General features: G+C 40.2%; 20 protein-coding genes. 1 reads left to right on the top strand and 19 read right to left on the bottom strand.

The features are described 5' to 3' along the window. Positions 1-2 precede the first annotated feature (2 nt). The 10 genes from ACSZOX_RS13575 to ACSZOX_RS13530 all read right to left on the bottom strand — a co-directional run bounded on the left by ACSZOX_RS13575 (position 3) and on the right by ACSZOX_RS13530 (position 15,653). The gene (locus ACSZOX_RS13575; RefSeq protein ID WP_437920572.1) at positions 3-3,071 is read right to left on the bottom strand and encodes a SusC/RagA family TonB-linked outer membrane protein; all 3,069 of its coding nucleotides are present in this window, start codon (positions 3,069-3,071) and stop codon (positions 3-5) included. Positions 3,072-3,088: 17 nt separating this feature from the next. Beyond that, on the bottom strand, positions 3,089-4,465 hold the full coding sequence (locus ACSZOX_RS13570) for an IPT/TIG domain-containing protein (protein ID WP_437920571.1): 1,377 nt from the start codon (positions 4,463-4,465) through the stop codon (positions 3,089-3,091). A gap of 1,018 nt (positions 4,466-5,483) precedes the next feature. Further along, positions 5,484-7,412 (bottom strand): sensor histidine kinase, encoded by a 1,929-nt coding sequence (locus ACSZOX_RS13565; RefSeq protein WP_437920570.1) that lies wholly within the window; start codon positions 7,410-7,412, stop codon positions 5,484-5,486. Continuing rightward, positions 7,409-8,155, bottom strand: a complete 747-nt coding sequence (locus ACSZOX_RS13560; RefSeq protein ID WP_437920568.1) for a LytR/AlgR family response regulator transcription factor — start codon at positions 8,153-8,155, stop codon at positions 7,409-7,411. The genes ACSZOX_RS13565 and ACSZOX_RS13560 overlap by 4 nt, the downstream gene beginning before the upstream one ends. A gap of 232 nt (positions 8,156-8,387) precedes the next feature. Then, positions 8,388-9,827 (bottom strand): TolC family protein, encoded by a 1,440-nt coding sequence (locus tag ACSZOX_RS13555; protein ID WP_437920567.1) that lies wholly within the window; start codon positions 9,825-9,827, stop codon positions 8,388-8,390. Then, the gene (locus ACSZOX_RS13550) at positions 9,820-12,987 is read right to left on the bottom strand and encodes an efflux RND transporter permease subunit (RefSeq protein WP_437920566.1); all 3,168 of its coding nucleotides are present in this window, start codon (positions 12,985-12,987) and stop codon (positions 9,820-9,822) included. The genes ACSZOX_RS13555 and ACSZOX_RS13550 overlap by 8 nt, the downstream gene beginning before the upstream one ends. 24 nt (positions 12,988-13,011) lie before the next feature. Then, on the bottom strand, positions 13,012-14,106 hold the full coding sequence (locus tag ACSZOX_RS13545) for an efflux RND transporter periplasmic adaptor subunit (protein WP_437920565.1): 1,095 nt from the start codon (positions 14,104-14,106) through the stop codon (positions 13,012-13,014). A 154-nt stretch (positions 14,107-14,260) separates the two neighbouring features. Next, entirely contained in the window at positions 14,261-14,650 is a 390-nt protein-coding gene (locus ACSZOX_RS13540) for a hypothetical protein (protein WP_437920564.1), read from the bottom strand. Between the two features lie 94 nt (positions 14,651-14,744). Next, positions 14,745-15,134 (bottom strand): DUF2752 domain-containing protein, encoded by a 390-nt coding sequence (locus ACSZOX_RS13535; protein ID WP_437920562.1) that lies wholly within the window; start codon positions 15,132-15,134, stop codon positions 14,745-14,747. After that, the gene (locus ACSZOX_RS13530) at positions 15,135-15,653 is read right to left on the bottom strand and encodes a CD225/dispanin family protein (protein ID WP_437920561.1); all 519 of its coding nucleotides are present in this window, start codon (positions 15,651-15,653) and stop codon (positions 15,135-15,137) included. 88 nt (positions 15,654-15,741) lie between these two features. Between ACSZOX_RS13530 and ACSZOX_RS13525 the strand changes: the two genes are divergently transcribed. Next, the gene (locus ACSZOX_RS13525) at positions 15,742-16,554 is read left to right on the top strand and encodes a zinc-dependent peptidase (protein ID WP_437920560.1); all 813 of its coding nucleotides are present in this window, start codon (positions 15,742-15,744) and stop codon (positions 16,552-16,554) included. A gap of 140 nt (positions 16,555-16,694) precedes the next feature. Here the strand turns inward: ACSZOX_RS13525 and groL are convergent, their stop codons facing one another. The 9 genes from groL to ACSZOX_RS13480 all read right to left on the bottom strand — a co-directional run bounded on the left by groL (position 16,695) and on the right by ACSZOX_RS13480 (position 25,803). Continuing rightward, positions 16,695-18,332 (bottom strand): chaperonin GroEL, encoded by a 1,638-nt coding sequence (groL, locus tag ACSZOX_RS13520; protein WP_437920559.1) that lies wholly within the window; start codon positions 18,330-18,332, stop codon positions 16,695-16,697. Between the two features lie 92 nt (positions 18,333-18,424). Next, positions 18,425-18,700 carry a co-chaperone GroES gene (locus ACSZOX_RS13515; RefSeq protein WP_380906188.1) on the bottom strand — a complete coding sequence of 92 codons (276 nt, stop codon included), beginning with the start codon at positions 18,698-18,700 and terminating at the stop codon, positions 18,425-18,427. A gap of 210 nt (positions 18,701-18,910) precedes the next feature. After that, positions 18,911-19,270 (bottom strand): preprotein translocase subunit SecG, encoded by a 360-nt coding sequence (gene secG, locus ACSZOX_RS13510; RefSeq protein ID WP_437920558.1) that lies wholly within the window; start codon positions 19,268-19,270, stop codon positions 18,911-18,913. Positions 19,271-19,282: 12 nt separating this feature from the next. Then, the gene (locus tag ACSZOX_RS13505; RefSeq protein ID WP_437920557.1) at positions 19,283-20,695 is read right to left on the bottom strand and encodes a hypothetical protein; all 1,413 of its coding nucleotides are present in this window, start codon (positions 20,693-20,695) and stop codon (positions 19,283-19,285) included. A gap of 5 nt (positions 20,696-20,700) precedes the next feature. Then, positions 20,701-21,219, bottom strand: a complete 519-nt coding sequence (locus ACSZOX_RS13500; protein WP_437920556.1) for an LptE family protein — start codon at positions 21,217-21,219, stop codon at positions 20,701-20,703. Positions 21,220-21,233: 14 nt separating this feature from the next. After that, complete coding sequence (locus ACSZOX_RS13495; RefSeq protein ID WP_437920554.1) at positions 21,234-22,493, bottom strand: sigma 54-interacting transcriptional regulator; 1,260 nt, start codon at positions 22,491-22,493, stop codon at positions 21,234-21,236. A gap of 21 nt (positions 22,494-22,514) precedes the next feature. Further along, positions 22,515-23,948, bottom strand: coding sequence for a tRNA (N6-isopentenyl adenosine(37)-C2)-methylthiotransferase MiaB (miaB, locus tag ACSZOX_RS13490; RefSeq protein ID WP_437920553.1), 1,434 nt, complete (start codon positions 23,946-23,948; stop codon positions 22,515-22,517). A 335-nt stretch (positions 23,949-24,283) separates the two neighbouring features. Continuing rightward, positions 24,284-24,973, bottom strand: a complete 690-nt coding sequence (locus ACSZOX_RS13485) for an OmpA family protein (RefSeq protein WP_437920552.1) — start codon at positions 24,971-24,973, stop codon at positions 24,284-24,286. Between the two features lie 95 nt (positions 24,974-25,068). Next, complete coding sequence (locus tag ACSZOX_RS13480) at positions 25,069-25,803, bottom strand: hypothetical protein (RefSeq protein WP_437920551.1); 735 nt, start codon at positions 25,801-25,803, stop codon at positions 25,069-25,071. Positions 25,804-25,830 lie beyond the last annotated feature (27 nt).

The raw sequence follows: 25,830 nt of genomic DNA, 5'->3' as shown, positions 1-25,830 counted from the left end.
TATTAAAGATTAACAGAGATTCCTAAAGAAAATGTTTTACTCAACGGATACTCTTTCCCTGTGGAATTGCCCAGTTCAGGATCCCATAGTTTGAATTTTGAAAATGTCAATAGATTGGTGCCAACGAAGAATATCCGAACGTTATTCAAATGTGCTCGATTGACCAACGTTTTAGGAAGAGAATAACCTATATCCATCGTTTTTAGTCGTAAATAAGAGCCGTCACGAAGCCAAAAAGTTGAACGTCTATTATTATTTGCATTCGCCCCATAAGTTAAACGTGGATAATCAGCATTAGGATCTTCGTTTTCACCTAAAATCCACCGATTACCATTAGCCATATCACTTAACACATTCCCCCAACCATCACCTGTACTAAACATGTATACCGTGGAACCTTCTATGAAATAGGTCGACTTCCCTGCTCCTTGAAAATGGGCATTAATATCTAACCCTTTCCAACTACCAGAAAGGCCAAATCCATAAATGAGATTGGGTCTCGTTGTAGCACCAATAGAAGCAATATCGTTGTTATCTACAATACCATCACCATTGATGTCTTTGTATTTGATATCGCCAGGCATTACCTCCCCAAAGGTTTGACGTGGGCTATTACGAATATCTTCATAATCTTTAAATAGCCCCAAAGCCACTAGTCCTCTGGCCTGGTTGACACGATGTCCTTCCTCCAGTCTATACCCGTAAATGGTATTCTCCTCATCACGTTCAATGATTTCATTCTTACTATAGGTTAGGTTCCCGCGCAGGGTCAAATTCACTTCCTTAACTTTTTGTTTTAAGGTAAAATTACCATCAAACCCCTTCGCAACGACTTCTCCAACATTTGCAGCCGGAGCACTTTCTAGGCCAACAAATCCAGGCAAATAGTTACGATTCATATAAATCCCCTCTCTTCGTTCGTGAAAAAAATCAACCGTTCCATTGAACTTATCATTAAAAAACGAGTAGTCGATACCTAAATCCTGCTTGGTGGCAATTTCCCACGAAACATTCCGAGAGGCTATAGAGGAATAACGCATTCCATCCCAAATATTTGACGATTCATAATCTCCAAAATTGTACCCTCCACCTAGCATTTGCTCAATGGTATACAAATAAGGAAAACGAATATCACCTAGATTATCATTACCAGCCTTTCCGTAAGAAAAGCGAACTTTAAACATGTTTACCCAGTCTAGCTGTTTAATGATTGGCTCCTCAGCAATATTCCATGCTCCTGAAATAGCAGGAAAGAAACCAAACCGATTATCTTTATGAAAGTTCTCGGATCCATTATAGCCAAAATTGAAATCTATGAAATAACGTGAGTTCCAGTTGTAGTGCACACGTCCCGCCAAACCTTGGTTGCGGCGCGCAATACCATTCTTTAGGTCTGTTCCGATATTCTGCGTAAACACCTTCGCTTGCTGCGTATATTTAGCAATCCCCCCGAAATGATGATTACCAATACCTCGATCGTAAACGAGATCCCACTCAAAAAATTCGCGCTTATCGCCTTCAGATCCCGAGGTCTGCGTCATCTGCATTTCTTCCGTAATACGTTGATAAATAAGTTCACCATTCGTATTCCTGTAGCGATTCGCCTTCCAAAGCTCTGGATACTTGTAACGCCTTATCCAATTCTCATTGGTCGTATCGTAGCCAAAACGTCCGACAAATCGGAGTCCTCTTGTCACAAAATCTAATTTTTGCTCTAAGTTTAGGGTCGTTTGTATATTATTAGCCCAAGTTTCTTTATATCCCGTCATGGTAGCTTGCACCCAAGGATTAAACCGATCTCCGTTGTCGTTACCGTTGGCGGGAATTCTTCCATCGGAATATACCATTGGAGCTATTATAGGATTATATCCCATAAGCGCAGTCCATATAGCATCTGTGCCTACACCCGCATCATTTTGCTTACGCAAAGATCCCGAAACACCAGCACGCAATAGAGTTGTCTTGGTAATATCCATATCAACACTCAAGCGATAAGTATACTTTTTAAAATTTGCGTTGGTATTATAATTTTTCAACGCCTCATCAACATTATACATCCCTTGTTGGTTTTGATAACTTCCAGAGATATAGTAACGAGCGGTCTTTCCGCCGCCACTCATGTTGATGTTACTACGTTGACTCTTCGCACCATCTCGCAACAATACATCCATCCAATTGACATCAGGAAAAAGATCTGGATCCAACCCTAGTCGCAAGACCTCAAGCTCTGCATTAGAAAAAAGGGGTTCTTGATTGCGGGCAATTTTCGCTTCATTAGCCATAGAAGCGTAGGTGTATCCATCAACAAATTCAGGAAGTTTTGTCAATGTATTATAGAACCCCTCTACCTTCGCATTGATATTAATTTTACCTTCCTTTCCCCGCTTCGTCGTTATCAAAAGTACACCATTCGCCCCTCTACTACCATAGATCGCTGTGGCAGACGCATCTTTCAAAACAGAAAACGACTCCACATCCTCTACATTTATTTCATTCATATCACGTTCAAACCCATCGATCAAAATCAAGGCAGAGCTATTCGCGCCAAAAGTCGACACACTTCGAATCCAAAACTCCGACACAGCACCTGGACGTCCGGAGGTCTGCATAGCCATAACACCAGGAACAACACCCGCTAAGGCATCCGCCATTGAGGTTGAAGGATTAGATTTCAGACGCTCCACATCCACTGTAGTAATCGCTCCTGTTACTGCTATCTTTTTCTGTGCTCCTGTAGCTGTAATAACAACTTCATTAATGACACTTCCATCCGCCTCCTTCATCGTTACATTGACTACACGTTGCTCTTTCAGTAGCACTTCCGCCTTGTCGTAACCTATATAAGTAAACACCAGCGTTTGATAAGGCTTAACCTTGATACTGTATGTACCTCCAGGATCAGTGATAGCTCCCAATCCAGGCGTGTTGCTTATTGCAACATTTACCCCAGCAAGAGGTTCATTATTGGCATTCGTGACCAAGCCTGTTACAGTTACCTGCTCCTGTCCTAAAACCGGCAAAATACTTCCAAGTAACACGATACAGCTTAGTAAAATAATTCTTTTCATCATAAGATCAATATTATTGGTTACTCCCCTTCTTTAGCTATTTTCCGAATAATCCAATTGCCGGTATCTCCCACATAAAAACATTCCCGCAATTCGTCATAAATGATGGCCTGCGGACTAGAAAAACGAGCTTCCGTCCGCAAATCACCATCCACATAGCCACTTGTACCATTATTACCACGTCCCGCGAATGTACTTACCCTACCTTGCGGTGTCATTCTACGCACAGCATGGTTTCCCTTATCACAGAAATAGAAATCATACTGATCGCCACCAAACTCCTCATATTCTGGATTCTTTACAAAGACACCTTGTACAGGGTTATTCAACAAAGCATTCGTACCTACTCCATCAGCATAACCACCTGTTGTACTCGCTGTGCCTGCAATAGTATACGGAGTCGTAAATATCTTTCGTTCATAATCATAATCGGTACGCATAATATAATGTCTCTCATACTCAAGTAAATAAGCATAATCACCCGACGGATGGACAACCATATATACAGCCACAGCGCTATAAGGATTAGCGAAAGCTAATTTATCTTCCTGACTTTCAAAATCATAACGACGTATATCACCTGCTCTATACCGGGAATAATACAATTCCCCGTTTTTTGGATGAACCATCGTTCCGTTCACCCCACGTGCATAAACCGGAATAGGGGTATTTTGAGCAAAGTTGGATTGACGCGAGAAAATGTAGTTCCCATATCGGGTATCGCTCGTCTGGTTATGGGAAACAATCATATCTTGATTCCCATCTATTCGCCAATTAAAAATAGAAACACGATCTAGCCCCGTTCTGAAATAACCGACATATTCTTTTTCGAAATCAACAAGACGCGAGTTTTTTGTATCAGCCGTAAAATAGAGGTGGTTCGGATTCTTTGGATCGAAGGTAAACCACAGCATGCCTTCAAATGCGCCACAGTCGTTAAACGGGCCTTCTTTATTTTCCCGATTGTTACTGACTTCATAATACTTCCCCAAGAAAGTGGAAACAAGCCATTTCTTTGTGTAAGAGAATCTTTCCTCAATTGCTGCCTGTGCAATTTCGTCTCCATTTTCACCAAGCAGACTTATCTGTATATCACCGTCGTAAGCTTTCTCTGGGATAACACAATACAAACTATTATTTTTCACACCAATAACTTTAGCGGTTTTCCCTCCGATGACTACTTTCGTTTTTGAGAGATCATTCCCAAAATTATCTCCATAAATAACAAGATTGCTCCCTGCCCCACCTTCCTTTGGAAAAAAGTCTGTTATCAATACTGGTTTAGCAGGATCATACCCAACTTCTTGTTGTCCGTCGTTGTCGTCTTTACACTGCACAAAGAAAAGCATGATCAACACCGCCAACATCCCTTGGATTGGCCAGCATCTGGTTTTCATTCTATTTTTTATTTTCATAAATATGTGGTCTTTACCCCGACCGAAATCGGATCTGTTAGTTTTATTGATTATTGGTTTTAAGGTTTATAACTTAAAGTACGACTCCCTAGTTATCGCTTCTTTCCTATTTTTTGAGCAAAAAAATCCCATAAGCATTATTTAATGCTTTCATTTTCTCGCTTTAAACAAAATTTATGGACCTATATCTCGTAAAACACCTATGATCTTCCAATCAGAAAATAGTACTTTACTAAAAAAACGTCATCAGCTTGCGTTAATGTCTTTCATAAAAAATTGAATTATTAGATTTATATAGTTAGTCTATTCGCGTTTATTCATTAGCCTACAGCGCAAAGAATCAACATTACAATTCTAGCCAAAAAACAAAGCATTAAATTGCTTAATCGTATCATTTTTTTGCGTTATTGTATCATCTATAGTTTCAAAAATGAAATTTTCAAGATAAGAGACGCCCATTTCTGATCATCATTTTTAAGCAACAAACCTGAAACCGAGTTCTGCAGACTTGAGAACAAAAAAAAGCAAAACCAAAGAATACTAAAAAAACCTTTAATAAAAAATAATTAGGAATGCATACATATAATTACAATAAATATATTAAACCAAAAATTTACAAGTGTTAATCATAAGTTATTATAATTTTACAACCACCTTATATCACTAATAAGCATTTTAATAAAAAAACGTATATATCTAACCAAAACCCTTTACATTTACAGTATCAGTATGCTTTTTATTTTTTTTTCTGCATCGGTTTTAAACGGCTATTTTAGATAAGCGAATATGATCGAAAATATCGCTAGGTAAGCGCTTAAAAAACCGTCCCATAATTACTTACGAAACGGTTTCTTTTATAGGAAGCTTTTTTGTCAACAACCTCCTACCCTCAGAACTGAATACTGCTTAGTTTACACCAATGAGGAATAAAAGACCGATCAAAACGGCTAGAATACGTAAAAAATAGTTTAAAGCGTCCTTTTCAATTCAAAAAAGCATTTTAAGCTTTTACAACAGGAATACACAATACCACAACAGTCCCTCCATTGGTAGACGAGGTCATAGAGATGCTTGCTTGTTTCCCTAAAAGCTGTATACGCTCGCGACTAATAGCCCCTGACAACGATCGATGTGTAAATTCAGAGGCCCTTTCATCCGTCTTACCTGTATCTGCAATTCTTATTTTTAAGAGATCATCTGCCTCGAACGAAAACTCCACAGCCACGTGCCCTCCGCCTTTATCCATATCAACGCCGTGTAGAATTGCATTCTCAACATAAGGCTGAACAAGCATAGGAGGTAACATAACCGCACTTAGATCTTGCTCGAATGGCTGTTGTAAAGAATAACTAAACGCATCTTCAAATCGCATTTGTTGAAGGTTGATGTAGTTTTCAAGTGTTTCTATTTCCTCATTCAGTGGAACCAAATTTTCCCTACTTAATTCCAAACTACTTCGTAAAAGACGGCTGAAACGATTAAGATATTTTATCGCTTGCTCCTTTCTATCCATTCGGATAAAACTCTGTACGGCGGCCAAGATATTGAAAATAAAATGCGGCTCCATTTGCGTACGCAAAAGTTGCTGTTGTAATATAATTTTTTCCTTTACTTGCTGAAGACGCCGTTGTCGGTAAGTATAATAGAAAAATAGCAACAACATACTCAATAGCACAGTTATAAGAATAGACACCGCTAGCAATAGTCTATTTTTCTGCAATCGCAATTTATCAATTTTGATATTCTCATGAAGTGTTCTTATCGAACGATCTTTAGCCTGTAGCTGATACAAGGAACTCATCTCGGCAACAGCTTGCGTATTCTCTGTCTCATATATCGCCTTTTGGAGTGACGCAGTGTAAGACAACACCGCAATTGCTTGGTCTTTCTTTCCCTGTGCTTTGTAAAGAGCTGCTAAACTATTTTGGTAATCAATCTCATTACTGGGATAAATCATTTTTTGGTGATGGCTACGCAGATCTGTTGCTTTTTTTAGAATCTTGTTTGCCTGATCAACTTTTTCCAATACGATATAAGAGTGACTTGCATTGCAATAAGCAATTAATAAATTGTTGATGTGGATTCCAGCCGAACTATCCAATTGATATAGTTTCTCATCCGTATCTATTTTTAGCAGCTGGTAGTGTAACAAAGAATCTTGCAACGTGGTCCTAGCAAAATACTTTTCTTTAGATTCATAGAGAAAGCTGACATTATACCGATCGGGGTGATTACGATGCAATTCCTCCAGGCGATGTAGATAAGGTAAAATGCTATCCGAAGGAGCCCGCGTTGCACTCAACATTTGAATCATTTGTACCAACACGCGCTGATGATTAATATGCCCCTCTGGCACATCTTTAATAAGTGGCAAAGCTGCACGGTTCATCTTATCCGCTAAATCGTATTGAAAAGTCATCTCATTACTTTGTGCAGCAGAAAGCAACATAGCAGATTTCGCTTCGGCAGAAAGTTGAATAGAATCGTCGGATAACACAATAGCTGCGGCCTTATTGTAATAGTAATTTGCTTCATGATTATTTGCTACCAAACTCCGAATATTCCCCATACCGTTATAAACCAATGCCTTGTCTTCCAGATTTCCTTCAGTAGGTTCGATATAATCTAAAGCCCGTTGTACATAAAATTCAGCAGAGTCCTGTCCCCGCATCGCATATAATCGCGCTACATTATAGTCTACTTTTACAGCACTCACCGTATCGTTCTTTAAGATAGGACTTTGCATAAGTTCCATCCAAGCATGCAAAAGAGAATCCTGATTAGAACGTGTGACCGCCACCGTCGATAACCGCCGAATCTCTTCAGGAACAGATTTCCATTCTTTGGACAAGAAGTTACTCTCTTCGTTACAGGAAATCAATCCTCCCAACCACACAAAAGCGAATGTAAAAATTAAACCGTACTTCATTGCTTTGGAAAAAGTTGGTTAAGCACAAAATTCTTCCGCCGCAAAGAAATAGGTATCTCCTCGTTGTTTTTCAGAATGATATATTCGGAACGGTTCACTCCAGAAACATAACGTCTATTGACCAGATACGATTGGTGTGTCCGCAGAAAATAAGGACTTGGCAATAATTCTTCATAATACTTAAGCGGCTTCGATATCAATTCCTTACGCCCATCTTGAAGAAAGAAAAACGTATAAGGGCCGTCGCCTTTGCAATACACAATATCCGTTACGGAAATAATGCGTACATTATTCACTGAATTAAGAGCGATACGCTCCGGCAATTCCTTATCACTCGACAGTGACTCTTGCGTCAAAGAAAGCTGTTGCATCCATTGCGGATTATTCTCGCGTCGTCTTCGAAAACGCGATAAGGATTCTTTAAGCTCCGTTTGATCAATGGGTTTAAGTAAATAATCCAATGCGCCATATTTTATGGCTTTAATAGCAAAATTATTATATGCTGTAATAAATATAATATTTTGCGGGATAGGTTCAATTTTCTTTAGCAAATCGAATCCTGTGCCGTCACGAAGCTGGATATCCATCAACACCACATCGGGCTGATGTTCTTCCAACAAACTTATTGCCGTACGTACACTATCGCTCCATCCCAATAAAACCAGGTCAGGCTCCTGTTCGAGTAAATAAATAATTTCTTTGCGAATAGCCGGTTCATCTTCTATAACAACAACTGATATCATTTTTTCCAAAAAGTTTGCAATAAATTTAATAAAATAGCCTACAGGGCTGCCATCTTTATTTACAATACGTTTGCCAAACTTTTATGATTCGCTAATAAAAAGAAAAAAGAATAGTAACTTATGTAGCCGAAAGATTTAAAATAATTCGAGCCGTCAGAATCTTCTGGCAGCTCGAATTCCAAATTTCAACACTAATATCGCTTACACAACACGATATTGGATAATCACAACCTTATTTCCAACCCCCACCAAGATCGCGATATACATTCGTAACCGTCATCAATTGCTGTTTTTTTGTCTCGATCAACTCTAATTTAGCTTCCAACACGTCGCGCTGCGTCATCAATACCTCCAAATAGTCGGCCCGTGCAGATTTAAAAAGATCATTCGATACAGCAATTGATTTTGTCAATGCCTCAACTTCCCTATTCTTCAAATCAAAACCTTGCTCCAGATTATTAATCTTCGAGAGATGATTCGATGTTTCCAAATACGCATTTAAGATGGTACGTTCATAATTGTACATCGCTTGCAATTGCCGCGCATCAGCATTAGCGAACTCCGCTTGAATAGCCTTACGATTGATCAGTGGACCGGCCAAGTCGCCAGCCAAAGAATACAGAAGAGACTCAGGCAACTTCAGTAAATAACTGGGCTTAAACGCTTCCAAGCCTACTGCTGCAGATAGATCAAAAGAAGGATAAAATTCAGCCCTAGCCACTTTCACATCCAGTTTGGACGCTTCCAATTCTAATTCAGCCTGCTTTATATCCGGTCTATTGGCCAACAATTCAGAGGGCATACCAGCGTGCACAATCGATGTTCCTATGTTTAGAAGATTCGTATGCTCGCGCGTTATATGTTTTGGATATCCTCCGATCAGAAAGCTAATCTTATTCTCCGCTTCCTTAATCTGTTGTAAAATATCGAACTCTAAGCTTTGGGATTTCAAGACCTCCGCCTGGAATTTCTGTACCGCCAATTCAGTAACTCGAGAGGCTTCCTTCTGTAATTTAACAACAGTTAAAGCATCCTGTTGCAATTTGATAGACTGACGCACAACATCCAGTTCACTATCTAAGGAAATCAACTCATAATATGAATTAGCAATTTCCCCAATTAAATTAGACAACACGAAATTCTTTCCCTCCACCGTAGACAAATAACGACTCACTGCAGCCGATTTTGCATTTCTTAATTTACGCCAGATATCAACTTCCCAATGGGCATACAGTTGTGCACCATAATTTTGCAAAGGATCAGGCATCTCTCGACCGGGCTCTATTTCGGTAGATGCATCTCCAGCTCCCTGGCTCGTATAACGTCCTACTTTATCGACATCTGCACCTATACGTGCTCCTACGGTCGGCAAAATGTTTCCCTCCTTCATATGCACCTCATTCTTCGCAATCTCAATTTCCTGCAACGTAATTAACAATTCCTGATTATTTTTCAACGCCGTATCAATCAAGTCCCGTAAATAAGGATCCGTAAAAAACTGATTCCAGGGAATATTGGCCACAGTAGCCGTATCTGTAGGCACATCAAAAGTTTCGGGCACCACAGTCGATGGTTTATGATCAACAATAGCTGGCACTTTACAACTTACCGCTAGCAAGACAATGCCCACCATGGGCACTACCTTGCCTACATTTATTTTCCTTTTAAACATGATGTTCAATTTCTTCCGTTAATGGATTCTCTTCTTCTTTTTTCACCAACATATGCTTCTCGGAGATCTTTCCAAAGATATAATAGAGCCCCGGAACGATAATCAGCCCAAACACCGTACCCAACAACATCCCTCCAGCTGCAGCCGTACCAATCGTCCTATTCCCAATTGCTCCCGGACCCGTCGCAAAAACCAATGGAATAAGTCCAGCGATAAACGCAAAGGAAGTCATCAAGATTGGTCTAAAACGAACACTGGCACCTTCGATAGCCGCCTTCAGCACCGAACTTCCTTCGCGATGTTTCTGCACAGCGAACTCAATAATAAGCACAGCATTTTTACCCAACAGACCTATCAACATGATCAGTGCCACCTGTGCATAGATGTTGTTTTCTAACCCCGCGATTTTTAACAACAGATAGGCTCCAAAAATTCCAGCAGGCAGTGACAATACCACAGGCAATGGCAGAATAAAACTCTCATACTGCGCAGCCAACACGAGATAGACGAACACGAGACAAATAGCAAAAATATACAGTGCTTCATTACCTCGAGCGACCTCATCCTTCGAAATACCTGCCCAATCGATACCAAAACCGCGAGGCAGCTTTGCTTTGGCAACTTCCGTGATCGCCTGAATCGCCGCGCCACTACTATATCCGGGCGCCGCTGCTCCACTAATTTCAGCAGAGTTGTACATATTATGACGTGTGATTTCAGAAAGGCCATAAACCTTTTCCATTTTCATAAAAGCTGAAAAAGGAACCATCTCTTCTTTATCATTCTTCACATACAACTTCAAGATATCTTCCGGAAGTGCCCTATATTCAGGTAAAGCCTGTACCATCACCTTGTAAGGCCGGTCAAACTTGATGAAACTTGTCTCGTAATTACTACCAACCAATGTTGATAACGTATTCATTGCATTTTCAATAGTAACCCCCTTCTGTTGGGCGATATCATTATCAATCTTCAACATATATTGTGGAAAACTAGCACTGTAAAAGGTGAAGACAGATGAAAGCTCTGGTCGTTTACTTAATTCCTCCACAAATTCGTGGCTCACTTTTTCCATTTCTTGATAATTTCCTTTTCCTGTCTTATCCAGCAACCTTAATTCAAAGCCACCCGCAGCACCGTAACCTGGAACCGCTGGAGGTTGAAAGAATTCAATTGTGGCACCTGAGATACCACTAGCACGCTTCTCAAGTTCGTTAATTACGTCTTGAATAGAATTTTTCCGATCTTCCCAGCTCTTTAAATTGATAAGACAGGTTCCCGAGTTTGCAGCGGTTCCTTCGGTAAGCACTTCATATCCCGCAATAGAGGATACAGATTGCACACCTTCGATATCTTCAGCTAAAGACTGCAACTGTTCTGCGATTTGATTGGTACGTTCCAAAGTAGAGCCCGGAGGAGTTTGGATAACGGCATAGAACATTCCTTGATCTTCATTTGGAATAAATCCGGAAGGCAGACTATTATTCAAAAAGAAAACAGCAACACAGAAGCCTGTTAACAGCCCGAAAGTTAATACCCGCTTATTAGTCACGCGACGCAAGAGACGGTGATAACGCTTCGAACCTACTTCAAACATATTGTTAAAACCGTCAAGACCTTTATTCAACCATGTTTTCTTCCGCTTTTTGCCGTGTTGATTCTTTAAGATCATAGCACATAATGCAGGTGTTAAAGTCAATGCCACAACGCCCGACAAGAGAATGGAAATAGCCATCGTAATAGAAAACTGTCGATAAAAAATACCTACTGGCCCCGACATAAAAGCAACAGGTAAAAATACCGCTGCCATCACCAACGTAATTGCGATAATCGCACCACTAATCTCGTACATAGCCTCTTCGGTAGCCTTCAGTGCCGACAAGTGTTTTTCCTCCATCTTTGCATGCACCGCCTCGATCACCACAATTGCGTCGTCAACTACCACACCAATAGCCATCACCAATGCAAATAACGAAATCAGATTGAGCGTGATACCGAACATCTGCATAAAAGCAAAAGTTCCTATCAACGAAACCGGTACAGCCATTGCCGGTATGAGTGTAGAACGCCAGTCTCCTAAGAAAAGGAAGACCACAATACCTACCAAAACAAAGGCTTCAAGTAACGTATGAACCACTTTTTCCATCGACGCATCCAAAAACTTGGAGACGTCATAACTAATTTCATAGTTCATTCCCTTAGGAAAGGTTGTCCCCTTAATCTCAGCCATTTTTGCTTTGATATTTTTGATCACCTCGCTCGCATTACTACCATACGATTGCTTAACTACAATGGCCGCGGAAGGCTTACCGTCTAATGTAGAATATAAATCATACATCGAACTTCCAAATTCCACTGTTGCTACATCCTTCAACCTCAGGATTTCACCATTTCCATCAGCACGCAACACGATATCCTCGTACTGTTCTTTATTGTTGAAACGTCCCGAATACTTCAATACATACTCAAAAGATTGCGATCTTTTACCCGAACTTTCCCCTGCACGTCCAGGAGATGCTTCCAAACTCTGCTCATCCAAAGCTTTCAACACATCATCTGCAGAGATTTTATAAGCCATCATGCGATCAGGTTTCAACCAGATGCGCATAGCATATTCGCGGTTTCCCAATATATTAGCCACACCAACACCGTCTACACGTTTTAACTCTGAAAGGATATTGATATCTGCAAAGTTGAAGAGAAACTTTTGATCTGCATGTGGATCTGTGCTATATAAGTTAATATACATCAGCATATTGGACTCTTCTCGGGTAATCTTCACTCCTTCACGAACCACCAAAGGAGGAAGTTTATTGACAACAGAGGACACCCTATTTTGGACGTTCACTGCGGCTAGATTGGGATCTGTGCCGAGATTAAAAACAACCTGAATAGAGGCTTCACCATCATTTCCAGCGTCGGAAGTCATATATTTCATCCCGGGAACGCCATTCAAAGCACGCTCCAAAGGGATGAGTACAGATTTCACCATGAGTTCGCCGTTGGCTCCAGGATATTCTGCCGTCACATTAACTTTGGGAGGCGATATCGATGGAAATTGGGTTACTGGTAACTTAATTAACGAAATAACACCTAAAAATACGATTATCAATGAAATGACAATAGATAATACAGGCCTTCTTATAAATTTAGAAAACATAACAATTCAATAGCATAGTTAACATTACTCTGTTTTTAAACGGAGCTTAGAAAGCACATCCCGAGCATTGATCTTCTTCACTTGAATATGATCATCCTCTTTCACTTTTTGCACGCCTTCAAGCAAAATTTGATCCTTATCAGAAAGCCCTGAACTGACAACATATAAGTCAGGCATTTCATTGCTGATTTCCAAAAGACGAGAATGAACATTCCCTTGTGCATCAACAACATAAGCATAATGCTTATCCTGAATTTCATAAGTTGCTTTTTGTGGGATAACAAGTGCCTGATGGAGAGGCACCGTCATTTGAACCTTACCAGTTTCGCCATTTTTCAACAACCGATCCGGGTTAGGAAAACGAGCACGAAATGCAATATTTCCCGTTTCGTTATCAAACTCCCCTTCCACCGTTTCCACAATTCCCTTATAGGCTAACGGCTTGTTATTAGCGAGCAATAGGCTTACTTGTTCTTTTTCCTTATTCTTCTGAATAGTGGATTGATACTCCAGATATTCAGGTTCCGACACATTAAAATAAGCAAACATATCGCTGTTATCAGATAGACTGGTCAATAAATCGCCTTCATCTACCAAACTACCTAACTTTAGCGGCAGGCGATCGATTACCCCGTCAAATGGTGCGCGCACCTCGGTAGCAGTGACATGAAACTTAGCTAATGCTACTTCGGCATTTGCACGCTCTAACTTTGCCTGCGCAAGTGCCAACTCACTCTTCGACACGATATCTTTGTCAGCTAACATCCTGCTGTTTTCCAATTCTATAGCACCTGCTTTTGCCTCTGCCTGCGCTTTTGTCAATTCCGCTTCATAAAATTTTGGCATGATGCGAAACAACAACTGTCCCGCTTTAACATATTGCCCTTCGTCTACGTAAACCTTCTCCAAATAACCTCGCTCAAGCGCACGAACTTCAATGTTTCGAACCGATCGTATTTGAGAGACATACTCTTTGACAAATGACGTATCTATTTGAACGGCTGTAGTCACTGGATAAGTTGCTACTTCTTCTACTTTTTCAGCTTTACTCGCTGTACAACTGTAAAAACTTACACCTGCTGCCAAACCCAGCAGCATAGTCGCACTGAATCTTTTCATTTTTTTAATGTTGAATTATGGATAATGTGATTAATTCTGGATATGATGTTGTGCAAAAATGTACCCAACACAATCAATCGTGTAGCTTCAAACACTCGCTACAGAAACTACTGAACGATTGTCTTTACACAGAAGATACCTAATAGAAAAGATCTTAAATACGCAGGACGCGTTGCAAGATGTACTTACTCGATGTTACACGACAAAAATGCCAAGGGAAAGGTAATGGCTTTCTTGTAAAAATCGGATAACATACTAAAATGAAGGCATAACTAAAAACCAACAGTGCTCTAGCCTCTAGGTCGCCAAAGCTGCTATAACTAAAATCCTCATCTGTTTCCGTAAAAGAATCTTTAGCCTCATTAGAAACGGGTAACGCCTTTTTATATAGAAGCTTTTTAGCAATATGAGGTTTTGTAAATAACTGGCCATGTTGAGCATGTTCAACTGCAGGCTGTTCGCTATGCGAAAAAATCGCAGCGATGTCCCGTCCCCAAAATGCGAGGAGACAACATGATACAACCAACAATAGTAACGTTCTCATTTCGAGGTCAAATGTACTACGCCTTTTCAAATATACAATGGGTTTTACCCATTTAAATCGTCAGAACACTGTCAGTATAACACAAAACACTGTATCAGTGCATATTACGAACGAAAAAATGTAGCAAAATAACCACAAATATTACTTTTATAGCCCACTCACCAAATAGAATCTTACGCATATTTAAGGTCCACGCGCTCGGATTCCGGATGGAACGATAAAGAAATCCTAATACAATGTATGGGATAAAAGGTATAACAAGCGCATTGTAATGAAAAGCTTGCATAAAATCGCCATGAAGTAGCGCATGTATAGCCCGCTGTGAACCACAGCCAGGACAGTCTAATCCGGTGAGGCCTTTTACAGGACATTTAGGAAACCAACCGTGTGAAGACGGATCGTATGTATAATAGACATATATAAATGCAGTTAAAGCCAGTACACCAAATACATACAGCAATAACTTAGCTTGTTGCCTATACACTTAAAAATCGGAAGACCCGCTCATTATAGCACCAAACATGCCTATTCCGAATATAATAAAATAAAGTAGCCACAATCCAATACAGGCACCTACATTAATCCACATCCATTTTTTCGCTTGTGCAGATGCTTCTTCCGCTCCTTGCAAATCCCCTGCATAGAACCGCTTTTCGACTCGTGAAGCGTAGATAATGGAAGGAATACCTAGCGGCCAACAACAAAAGATGGTGGTCAAAATCGTTTCTATAAGATAATTTTTTGGTGGATATTGTAAATTTTGTCCAAAAGCGGACGGAGGAGTTTGTGGGAATTGAGGAGGAGCCTGCCCAGCATTGGTATAATAGGGCTGACCTTCAGAAAAAAGTAGTGAGGTCAATTCGGGCACCTGACGGGCAAGAACCCAAGTAGGCATCCCTTCTGTCCAAACATAGGTATCAGCTGTTATACCTTTGCTCTGCAGTTCTTCGATACTGAAAGGACCGAAAGTATTAGTTCCGTCGGTATAATGGTATTTTTGCATCTTATAAAATGTATATAAATGGTGTAGAACAGATTTATTCTCATAAAATAATAAGGAAAAATAGCATTTTTTTTCCAAATTAGCGAATATGAGATTTGATAGCAAAACGGAGATCCTGATCCTCATTATAGGAGCAGGTATCCTATTAATCTGGTATGTATTCCGATTTGTAGGAAACAAAAAGTATAAAAAAAAGCAGCTAATCGACCAGAAATACATCGAAAGTATATTAAAAGATAAAGTGACCTTTTTTCAGCAATTGGATCAGGCTGCAAGGAACAAATTTATAGATCGTGTTTCTTATTTTTTGGCAACCACCATGATATCACCCGAGAAAGGAGCAATAATAACAGATCAAGACCGTATTCTCGTTGCTGCCAGTGCTACCATACCGTTGTTCCATTTCGACAAGTGGTCTTACGAGAATCTCGATGAAGTCATCATCTACCCAAGTACATTCAACGAACGCTACGAAATAGATACAATGGATCGATTAATCTTAGGTATGGTAGGCGATGGTGTCATGAATCGAAAAATGCTCATATCCTTGGAGTCACTCCGTTCCGGCTTTTCCAACAATCTATCGACACATAACACTGCTATCCATGAGTTTGTTCATCTTATTGATAAAGCAGATGGTGAAATAGATGGAATTCCCTCCTATCTTATCCCTCAAGAACTTGTAAAACCTTGGCTTAAGGAAATGCACAGATCAATTGAAGCTATAAAACGAAACCGTTCCGATATTCGAGATTATGCAGCTACAAATGAAGCTGAATTTCTTGCAGTCGTCTCTGAATATTTCTTCCAAAAGCCTAAAAAACTAGAAGAGGATCACCCCATTTTATACCAACTTTTGGAAGAAATATACAACAGGGAAAATGAATCCGTTCGTCATTAAGGCTGCTTGGATCTATCCGAATTTTCAATGCAGCTTCACAACAAAACGTTTTTATCAATACAGCGAATAGCAACTACACAAAATAAAAAAGGCCTCGAACAATGTTCGAGGCCTTTTTTATTTTGTAATGTGTGAAGATCTTACATCATGCCACCCATGCCACCACCCATAGGAGGAGCACCAGCTGCAACAGGATTTTCTTCTGGTTCATCAGCCAATACACATTCTGTTGTTAACAACATCGAAGCAATAGAAGCTGCATTTTCCAAAGCAACACGTGAAACTTTAGTTGGATCGATTACACCGGCACCAATTAAATTTTCGTACACAGCAGTACGTGCATTGTAACCGAAATCAGCAGTTCCTTCTTTTACTTTTTGCACAACAACAGCACCTTCGATACCTGCATTATTACAGATCTGACGAAGAGGCTCTTCGATAGCACGTTTAATAATCTCGATACCAATGGTTTCGTCCTCATTTGCACCTTTAAGACCTGCTAGCGCTTCAGTAGCACGGATAAATGCAACACCACCACCAGCAACAATACCTTCTTCAACAGCTGCACGTGTGGCATGCAAAGCATCATCAACACGGTCTTTCTTCTCTTTCATCTCTACTTCTGTAGTTGCACCTACATAAAGAACAGCCACGCCACCTGATAACTTAGCTAAACGCTCTTGCAATTTCTCACGGTCGTAGTCAGAAGTAGTCGTTTCGATTTGTGAACGAATTTGTGCCACGCGAGCTTTGATGTCCTCTGCATTTCCAGAACCGTTGATGATCGTTGTATTATCTTTATCGATAACAACCTTCTCCGCTTGACCTAAGTAAGAAAGTTCTGCATTTTCCAACTTATAACCACGCTCTTCAGAAATAACAGTACCTCCAGTTAAGATAGCGATATCTTCCAACATTGCTTTACGACGATCGCCAAAGCCAGGTGCTTTAACAGCAGCAACTTTCAGAGAACCACGGATTTTATTAACAACCAATGTAGCTAAAGCCTCACCATCTAAATCTTCAGCAATAATCAACAAAGGTTTACCCGTTTGAACTTGTTTCTCCAAAATCGGCAATAATTCCTTCATATTGCTGATCTTTTTATCGTAGATCAAAATATAAGGACTATCTAACTCCGCTTCCATCTTATCGGAGTTCGTTACAAAGTAAGGAGACAAGTAACCACGGTCAAATTGCATACCTTCTACAGTTTTAACCTCTGTCTCTGTACCTTTTGCTTCTTCTACAGTAATAACGCCATCGTTACCCACCTTTTCCATTGCCTCAGCAATTAAAGAACCGATAACATCGTCGTTATTTGCCGAAATTGTAGCAACTTGTTTGATCTTGTTGTTATCAGCACCGACAACTTGAGATTGTGATTTCAAATTACCAACTACCGCTGCAACAGCTTTATCGATACCACGTTTTAAATCCATTGGGTTTGCACCAGCTGCAACGGATTTTAATCCTGGAGCGATGATAGCTTGTGCTAACACTGTAGCTGTAGTAGTTCCATCACCAGCTTGATCTGCAGTCTTAGAAGCCACTTCTTTCACCATCTGTGCACCCATATTTTCTAAAGCATCCTTTAGATCAATTTCTTTCGCTACGGATACACCATCCTTTGTAATCAATGGAGAACCAAATTTTTTCTCGATAATTACATTACGACCCTTAGGACCTAAAGTTACTTTTACTGCATTTGCTAATGTGTCTACACCTTTTTTCAGTGCGTCACGAGCTTCAACATTATATCTTACTTGTTTTGCCATTTTTTATAGTTTTAGATTTTTTGACCTTTCCATCGAAACCTAAGTTTTGACTTCTTGTCATTTCTTCTTTTTTATTTTTTTATACTCTAGACTTACAACACTGCGTAGATGTCTGATTCACGCATAATTAAATATTCTTTACCTTCATAAGTGATTTCTGTACCAGCATATTTGCCATATAAAACTTTGTCACCTACTTGAACAGTAAGAGGTTCTTCTGGTTTACCTGTTCCTACTGCAACGATTGTACCTTGAGAAGGCTTCTCTTTCGCAGTATCTGGAATATAAATACCCGATGCTGTTTTTTCCTCTGCTGGAGCCGCCTCTACCACGACTCTGTCTCCGATAGGTTTAATACTTAATGCCATAATTATTTTAGTTTTATCTTTTTAACGTTTAATACTCTTGTTCTCTTATCACCAATTATGCCAAAGAAGAAAAAAGCGAATTTGTTGCCATTTTTTCACATCACAAGCTAAAAATTGACAGTCAAAAAAAATCAGAATGTCATCCTGTCACCACAAAAAAAGCCCCGTATGATATACGGGGCTTCGTTACTTTTACAAACAGTGTTTGATTTATTTTGAAGAATCTGCAGGCGTTGCTGAAGTAGCAGGCGCTTGCTGTTCTTGAACCGGATTTGTATTCAAGTTTAAAGGAGAACTTTGCGCAGGTGCCTCTATTTGATCACCTAAACCACCAGCTCTTTTCCCAGCAGAAGGTCCAACGATATTAATAGCTAAGCAAAAAACCATTAAGGCAATAGCTAATCCCCAAGTACCTTTTTCTAAAAAATCTCCTGTACGTTGCACCCCCATCAAATTTGAGCTCCCAGCAAATCCTGATGACAAACCTCCTCCTTTTGGATTTTGCACCAACACAATAAGCGCTAACAACAAACTAGTCAACACGATCAGGATAATTAAAAATGTTTGCATTTCTTTATTTCGTTAATATAGTTTTTCTTCCAATTCTTTAATTCGGCTCGCAAAATACGATTTTTTTTCCGGAAACTTCAAAATTAATTTTTTAAACACTTCAATAGCTTTGACATACATCGCTTGACCCGCATAAATATGCGCTAGCGTTTCCGTTACCAGTTCAAACTTTTCTTCAGAACTTTTACGCGCCTTATTTTCCATATTCAACTGATCCGCCGGAGGTGGCTGAATTTGAGGTTCTTCCCGAATAAAGCGCTCAATCACCTCCGCAGTTTTGTCATTTCTATTGTAATCTACAGTGCGTTGTTTGACCTCTTCACTGAGTTTATCCTCTGGGCTTTGAAAATGTATAATATTCTCTCGAATCTGTTGGTCTAAAACCACACGATCAAATTCAATAGGATCAAAACCAGATTTTTTATTAACAGTTAATGACGGATTGACAAAAGGCTGATACGTTTCTGCATATTCCAAACGTGTTTTGTGTAGCCACCATCTAAAACTATAAGGCATAAGATCGTCGTTATACAAACTTATATCATCTTCTTCCTTATTTTCCTGTTCCTCCTCCCCTGAAACGATTTCCTCGGGAATATCCTCACTCTTCTCATTTTCCCATTGTAAATTCTTTGCATGGAGGGCAAAATAATCCCCGCCCCCTATACCTTCAATTACCAACGTCTCTAGCGCATTCCTTTCGTCCTCATCTTCCGTCGTATGCACAGAATCCAGACCAACAGATAAACCTTTTGCTTCTTCATCAGGCCTAGCCTCCTCGCGCTCAACAATCGGCACATCAACATCCGTCTCTTCTACATTCTCCAAATGCTGCTCCTGAAGCTCCGAAGAACTTATTACGGCATCCAAAGGTGCTTCCTCTACATCAACATTATCTTCTTCCGTAACAAAGACAGATTCCTCCTCTATCCCACTCGCTTCTTGCTGTTGATTTGACTCTTCCTGCGTATCTTCAGTTTCTGCAACAACCAGCTCGTCAGTTACCACTACATCAAAGTCAATAGCGTCGTTCGAAAGATCAGTATTCGATGGATTCAAAACAGCTTCTTCTACGATTGGAGCAGAATCGATAGCAACGTCTGTAATTTCCCCTGTAAGCTCTTGCAAGCTTCCTTCCTTGTAAGGAACATAATCATCATCCTGAACTTCTACAAACGGTGATTCGACAACTGGCATCTGTACATATTCGTACAACCAATTGGGGCTAGCGGACAAAAGAATAGCACTTCCTCCCAAATTGTTAAGCTCACCTTGAAGAAATTTACGTCGTTCGAATGCAAAATGTAACGGTTGCGAATAGGGAAACTTAGCCAGTAAAAATCCAAAGTCATCTGCTGTCAAATCGTTGGGGTTCACCAAAGCCTGATGATACAAATACGCTACCGATCGTCCTTGATTTTCCATATATACTACCAGTTTGCGAATGCGCGGTTATAAATATCTTCCGTTAATAATTTGATGATAGCCGCATTCAAGTTTGCTTCTTGTGCTGTCACGGTCCCTGAAAACTCTTGAAACTGTGTGAATGATTGCTCGAAACTACTCTCTCCCGTTTCATCTAGTCTATTCGTATACTTCACTTTCACCGTGATGGTTAACCTATTTAAGGCCGCACGATCGGAGTTCGCTTCCACCGCTGCCGGTGTAATGTCATATCCTGTAATAACACCTTCAAACATGGCATCCGCCTCACCATTCACTTGACTTAAACGAGATTGACTACGAATACGTTCTTTCAGGCCTTCTGTAAAGTTCTGACTAAGTGTAGCATATACCATAGGAGCTATATTTTCAAAAAACTGAACATTCACCGTTTTCATATTCTCGGGAATGGAACCACCACTAAAGCTATAGTTCACGCCACAGCCCGAAAAGAAGAAACACAGTACAACAGCCATCGGCAAAAAAACGGAAAAAATTCTTTGCATAAATAACGCGCTTATTAATCTAAATTTAAGTCTTTTATTTTTCTATACAAGGTGCGTTCTGAAATACCTAGCTCACGAGCTGCTGCCTTCCGCTTTCCTTTATGCTTCTTAAGGGCTTTTTTAATGAGGTCCGACTCTTTGTCAACCAAAGACAGTGATTCCTCTACCTCTTCCGCATCTTGTGTTTCGTAAGGCATATAATCATTGCTTGCCTTCGCCACCTGATTCGGATTATGAATGGTCAATGTAGGTGGCTTTACCTCTTCACCAATATAAGCCGGAGAAGGCGTCACCTCATTATACAGTTGGTTAATATAGGGAGAATTTTGTTCAAATGTACCCGAATTGACTCCATTTTGCAAAAGTTCCACAACCAATTTCTTCAAATCCACCATATCTTTCTTCATGTCAAAGAGCACCTTGTAAAGCAAGTCCCGCTCTGAGAAGTCCTCCTTACCTCCTTCTTTGACTAAAGCAGGAAGCGAAGAAACCTGTTCAACAGGCAGATACTTCGACAATATGGAAGCATTCACCACACGTTCACGCTCCAATACGGCGATCTGTTCAGCGATATTTTTCAATTGCCGAACGTTCCCTGGCCAATTGTAATTCATCAGCAGCTCTTGCGCATCAGGTGTCAATTGTATACCGGGTGTACGGTATTTGTCCGAAAAGTCAACAATGAATTTACGAAAAAGTAGATTGACATCCTCCTTACGTTCTCGCAAGGAAGGAATCTTTAAAGGAACCGTATTTAAACGATAATACAGATCTTCACGGAACTTACCTTTCTTAACAGCTTCGTAAACATCAACATTCGTAGCTGCAACAACACGAACATTTGTTTTTTGCACTTTCGAAGAACCCACCCGAATATACTCACCAGTTTCCAATACCCGTAATAGACGAGCTTGCGTTCCTAATGGCAATTCTCCAACCTCATCCAGGAATATCGTCCCCCCATCTACCACTTCAAAATAACCTTTCCGCGCTTCATGAGCCCCCGTAAAAGATCCTTTCTCATGACCGAACAACTCGGAATCAATGGTTCCCTCAGGTATCGCTCCACAGTTAACTGCGATAAAAGAGCCATGTTTTCTCGTACTTAGCTGGTGAATGATATGAGAGAAAACCTCCTTACCGGAACCACTTTCCCCCTGAATTAAAACAGAAATATCAGTGGGAGCTACCTGTTTTGCCACGTCAATAGCACGGTTTAACAAGGGTGAATTGCCAATTATTCCAAATCTATTTTTAATATCTTGAATATCCACGATAGTTCTCTTTTCCTATTTTTAATCCACTATTCGTCCCATAACAGTAGCAGACGTACTGCGCTCTGCCAATACATTAACGTACTGTCCAGGTTTAAAGCGCGCATCAACAGGAAAAACAATCATAGTATTTTGATCGTTACGCCCACAATAATCTAAGTCCGAACGTTTAGAGAAGCCTTCAATTAATACGCGATGCACCTTCCCAATGAAATTCTGCAAACGATAAAAGCTATGTTCCTGTTGCTTATTAACAACCTCAGTCAAACGTCTTTTCTTGACATCCTCTGGAATATCATCTTCATAGCGTTTGGCAGCCAATGTACCTGGACGCTCGGAATAAGCAAACATATACGCAAAATCATACTTCACATAATCCATCATCGATAATGTCTCCTGATGTTCTTCCTCTGTTTCCGTACAAAAACCAGTAATAACATCCGTAGATATACCACAGGTTGGAATAATACGACGAATCGCATCTACACGTTCCATATACCAGGCACGATCGTATGTACGATTCATCAAATCCAAAACCCGACTATTTCCGGATTGCACGGGAAGATGGATATATTTACAAATATTTTCATAACGTGCCATTGTATACAGCACCTCATCCGTAATATCCTTTGGATGTGAAGTTGAAAAGCGCACCCGCAATTCAGGACTAACTTCTGCAACAAGAGCTAAGAGATGAGCAAAATTTACAACAGGCTGAGCTTCTTCTCCCTCTGCCACGGTTGGTGTATACTTATAGGAATCTACATTCTGCCCCAACAAAGTCACTTCCTTATAACCTGCATTAAATAGATCTTGTGCTTCCTTCACGATCGAATGCACGTCACGACTACGTTCACGCCCCCGAGTGAATGGCACAACACAGAATGAACACATGTTATCACATCCTCTCATAATGGAAATAAATGCCGATATACCGTTGGAATTCAACCGGACAGGGCTAATATCCGCATAAGTTTCCTCCCTAGAGAGTAAAACGTTTACCGCTTTACTGCCATCATCGACACGGTCAATCAAGTTCGGCAAATCCCGATAAGCATCAGGTCCAACAACGACGTCAACCAACTTTTCCTCTTCCAAAAATTTTGATTTCAGACGCTCTGCCATACAACCTAAGACACCGACAATCATTCCTGGATTTCTAGTTTTAGCCGATTCAAACTCCTTCAACCTGTTCCGCACACGTTGTTCAGCATTCTCTCGGATAGAGCACGTATTGATAAATACAACATCCGCCTCTTTGTAATCTCTCGTCGTCTCAAACCCTTTATCCACCAATATGGAGGCTACAATCTCACTGTCAGAAAAATTCATCTGACAACCATAACTTTCGATATACAACTTCCTTCCAGTAGATTGACCGGTTGGCAACATGTCCAACGCTTCTCCCTGACGGGATTCATCATGCGTTTTCGTACTGTGTTCTAATTCTAGCATTATTCTATTTCAAAGACTACAAAGCTAACAATAAAAACTTAAATCGATGACACTTTGGCAGATCTTGACCAAAATTTAACACTACATCACACTCTTGGTTCCGGGAAAAAATCCCAGGACAACCTATAGAAATAAATCCTATTCTAGCCTATTTATTTCCTACTACGATAGCTGGCAAAAGAATCGAATTTCACAAAAAGAGGAGAGCTGCCCCAAAGAACAGCTCCCTCTAAGAAAAACAATTTATTATTTTTATCTGAATGTATTTCAGTCGTCAGCTGATAAAATCTTACGTCAACACTTTCTGATGCACTCTGACGACGAAAACACCTTAATTAATTAGAAGCTTCTGCTTTTGCTTCCTGAACCATTTTATCTCCCGCTACGATTACAATTTCAACGCGACGGTTTTCAGCACGTCCGGCATCCGTATCGTTTGACGCAAGAGGTTCAGAATAGTTTTTTCCTTCTGTACGAATCCGAATACTACTCAATCCCTGAGATACAGCATATGCTTTTACAGATGCAGCACGAGACTCAGATACCTTTTGGTTTGCAGCTAGCGTACCAACATTGTCAGTGTGCCCAATAACCAAAATTTCCGTATTCGGCTCTTTATTTAATGTAGCGACTAAATTACCGATATTTGTTTTAGCAGCTGATTTTAATGTAGAACTATTAAAATCAAAAAGAATACCTTCGTCAAATTTAACAATAATACCTTCATCTGCCTTGATCACCTCCGCTCCTGCTACTGTATTTTCAATTTCTTTGGCTTGCTTATCCATTTTTTTTCCAATCAATCCTCCTGCAACACCACCAATTGCGGCACCGGCTATAGCACCTACCGCTGTATTTCCAGCTTTACCACCAATAAGAGCACCCAAGCCTGCACCTGCTGCGGTACCGATAACAGCTCCTTTTGTCGTACTATTTGTATTCTGTATAGTAGAACAACTCGCAAACAACATCGCTGATGTTGCCATCGACAAGCCATATATAGCTAATTTTCTATTCATTTTCATAACGTTCTATTCTAGTAATTTTTCTAATTAATATTAAACAAAGCGAATGCCAAACTAGTAATACCAAGAACATTTCAGAAAAAAAGTGAAGACATTTATTTTTCTTGTGGAGGAATTTCGAGTTTAGGTAATCGGGATGATTTTGGTCGTCCATTCTTTTCCCATGATTCAAAAGAAGTCTTTACATAATTCATAAAATCATATTGCCCCCAACGTTCGACAAGTGCGGCAGAAGGTCTATAGAGATCCATAAACGATTGGAGATCGTCTCCGGATAAGTTTGTCAAAGCCCCTACAGAAGATTTATTGAATACACGGTCTACTTTCGTCTCCTCCAACTCTCGATCCATCACTTTGGAAAAACGTTTCGCATTTTTTGCTTCGCGACCAAAAAGATTATAAAGTGCTGTTGCAGGACTACCTATATAGGTCCCGACGCTGTTCTTCCCACCGTTATACACACCCTTTTTTGCATAATCATCCATAAAGTCTCGCAGTTCCGCTTCTTTGCTTCGACGGCTAATTACGACTGTCTCTAATGTTAGGCCCGCTTGCATCTCAATCAAAATATCCTCACTCGTATACAAAACCGTCTTTATAGGCCCATACCCCGTCTTCGAAAAAGAGAGACTATCGCCTACCGAAGCCTCGATAATAAATACACCAAAGGTATTCGTCTGGGTTCGTCGCTTGGTACGAATATTTGTAACATTCACTTCTCCGAGCCTTGTGCTACCACCTTTCTCCACCACAATACCAGAAACACCGCCTGTTTGTGCAATAGCCCCTTCGATACCTCCCAAAAAAAGGAAAGCACAACTTATGAGCAAGATTATATGTTTAACTCTTAAATACAT

The organism is Sphingobacterium sp. LRF_L2 (genome assembly GCF_965644235.1).
Lineage (GTDB): Bacteria > Bacteroidota > Bacteroidia > Sphingobacteriales > Sphingobacteriaceae > Sphingobacterium.
The sequence above is the reverse complement of the archived record's forward strand: the minus strand, read 5'-3'. Positions and strand labels throughout refer to the sequence as shown.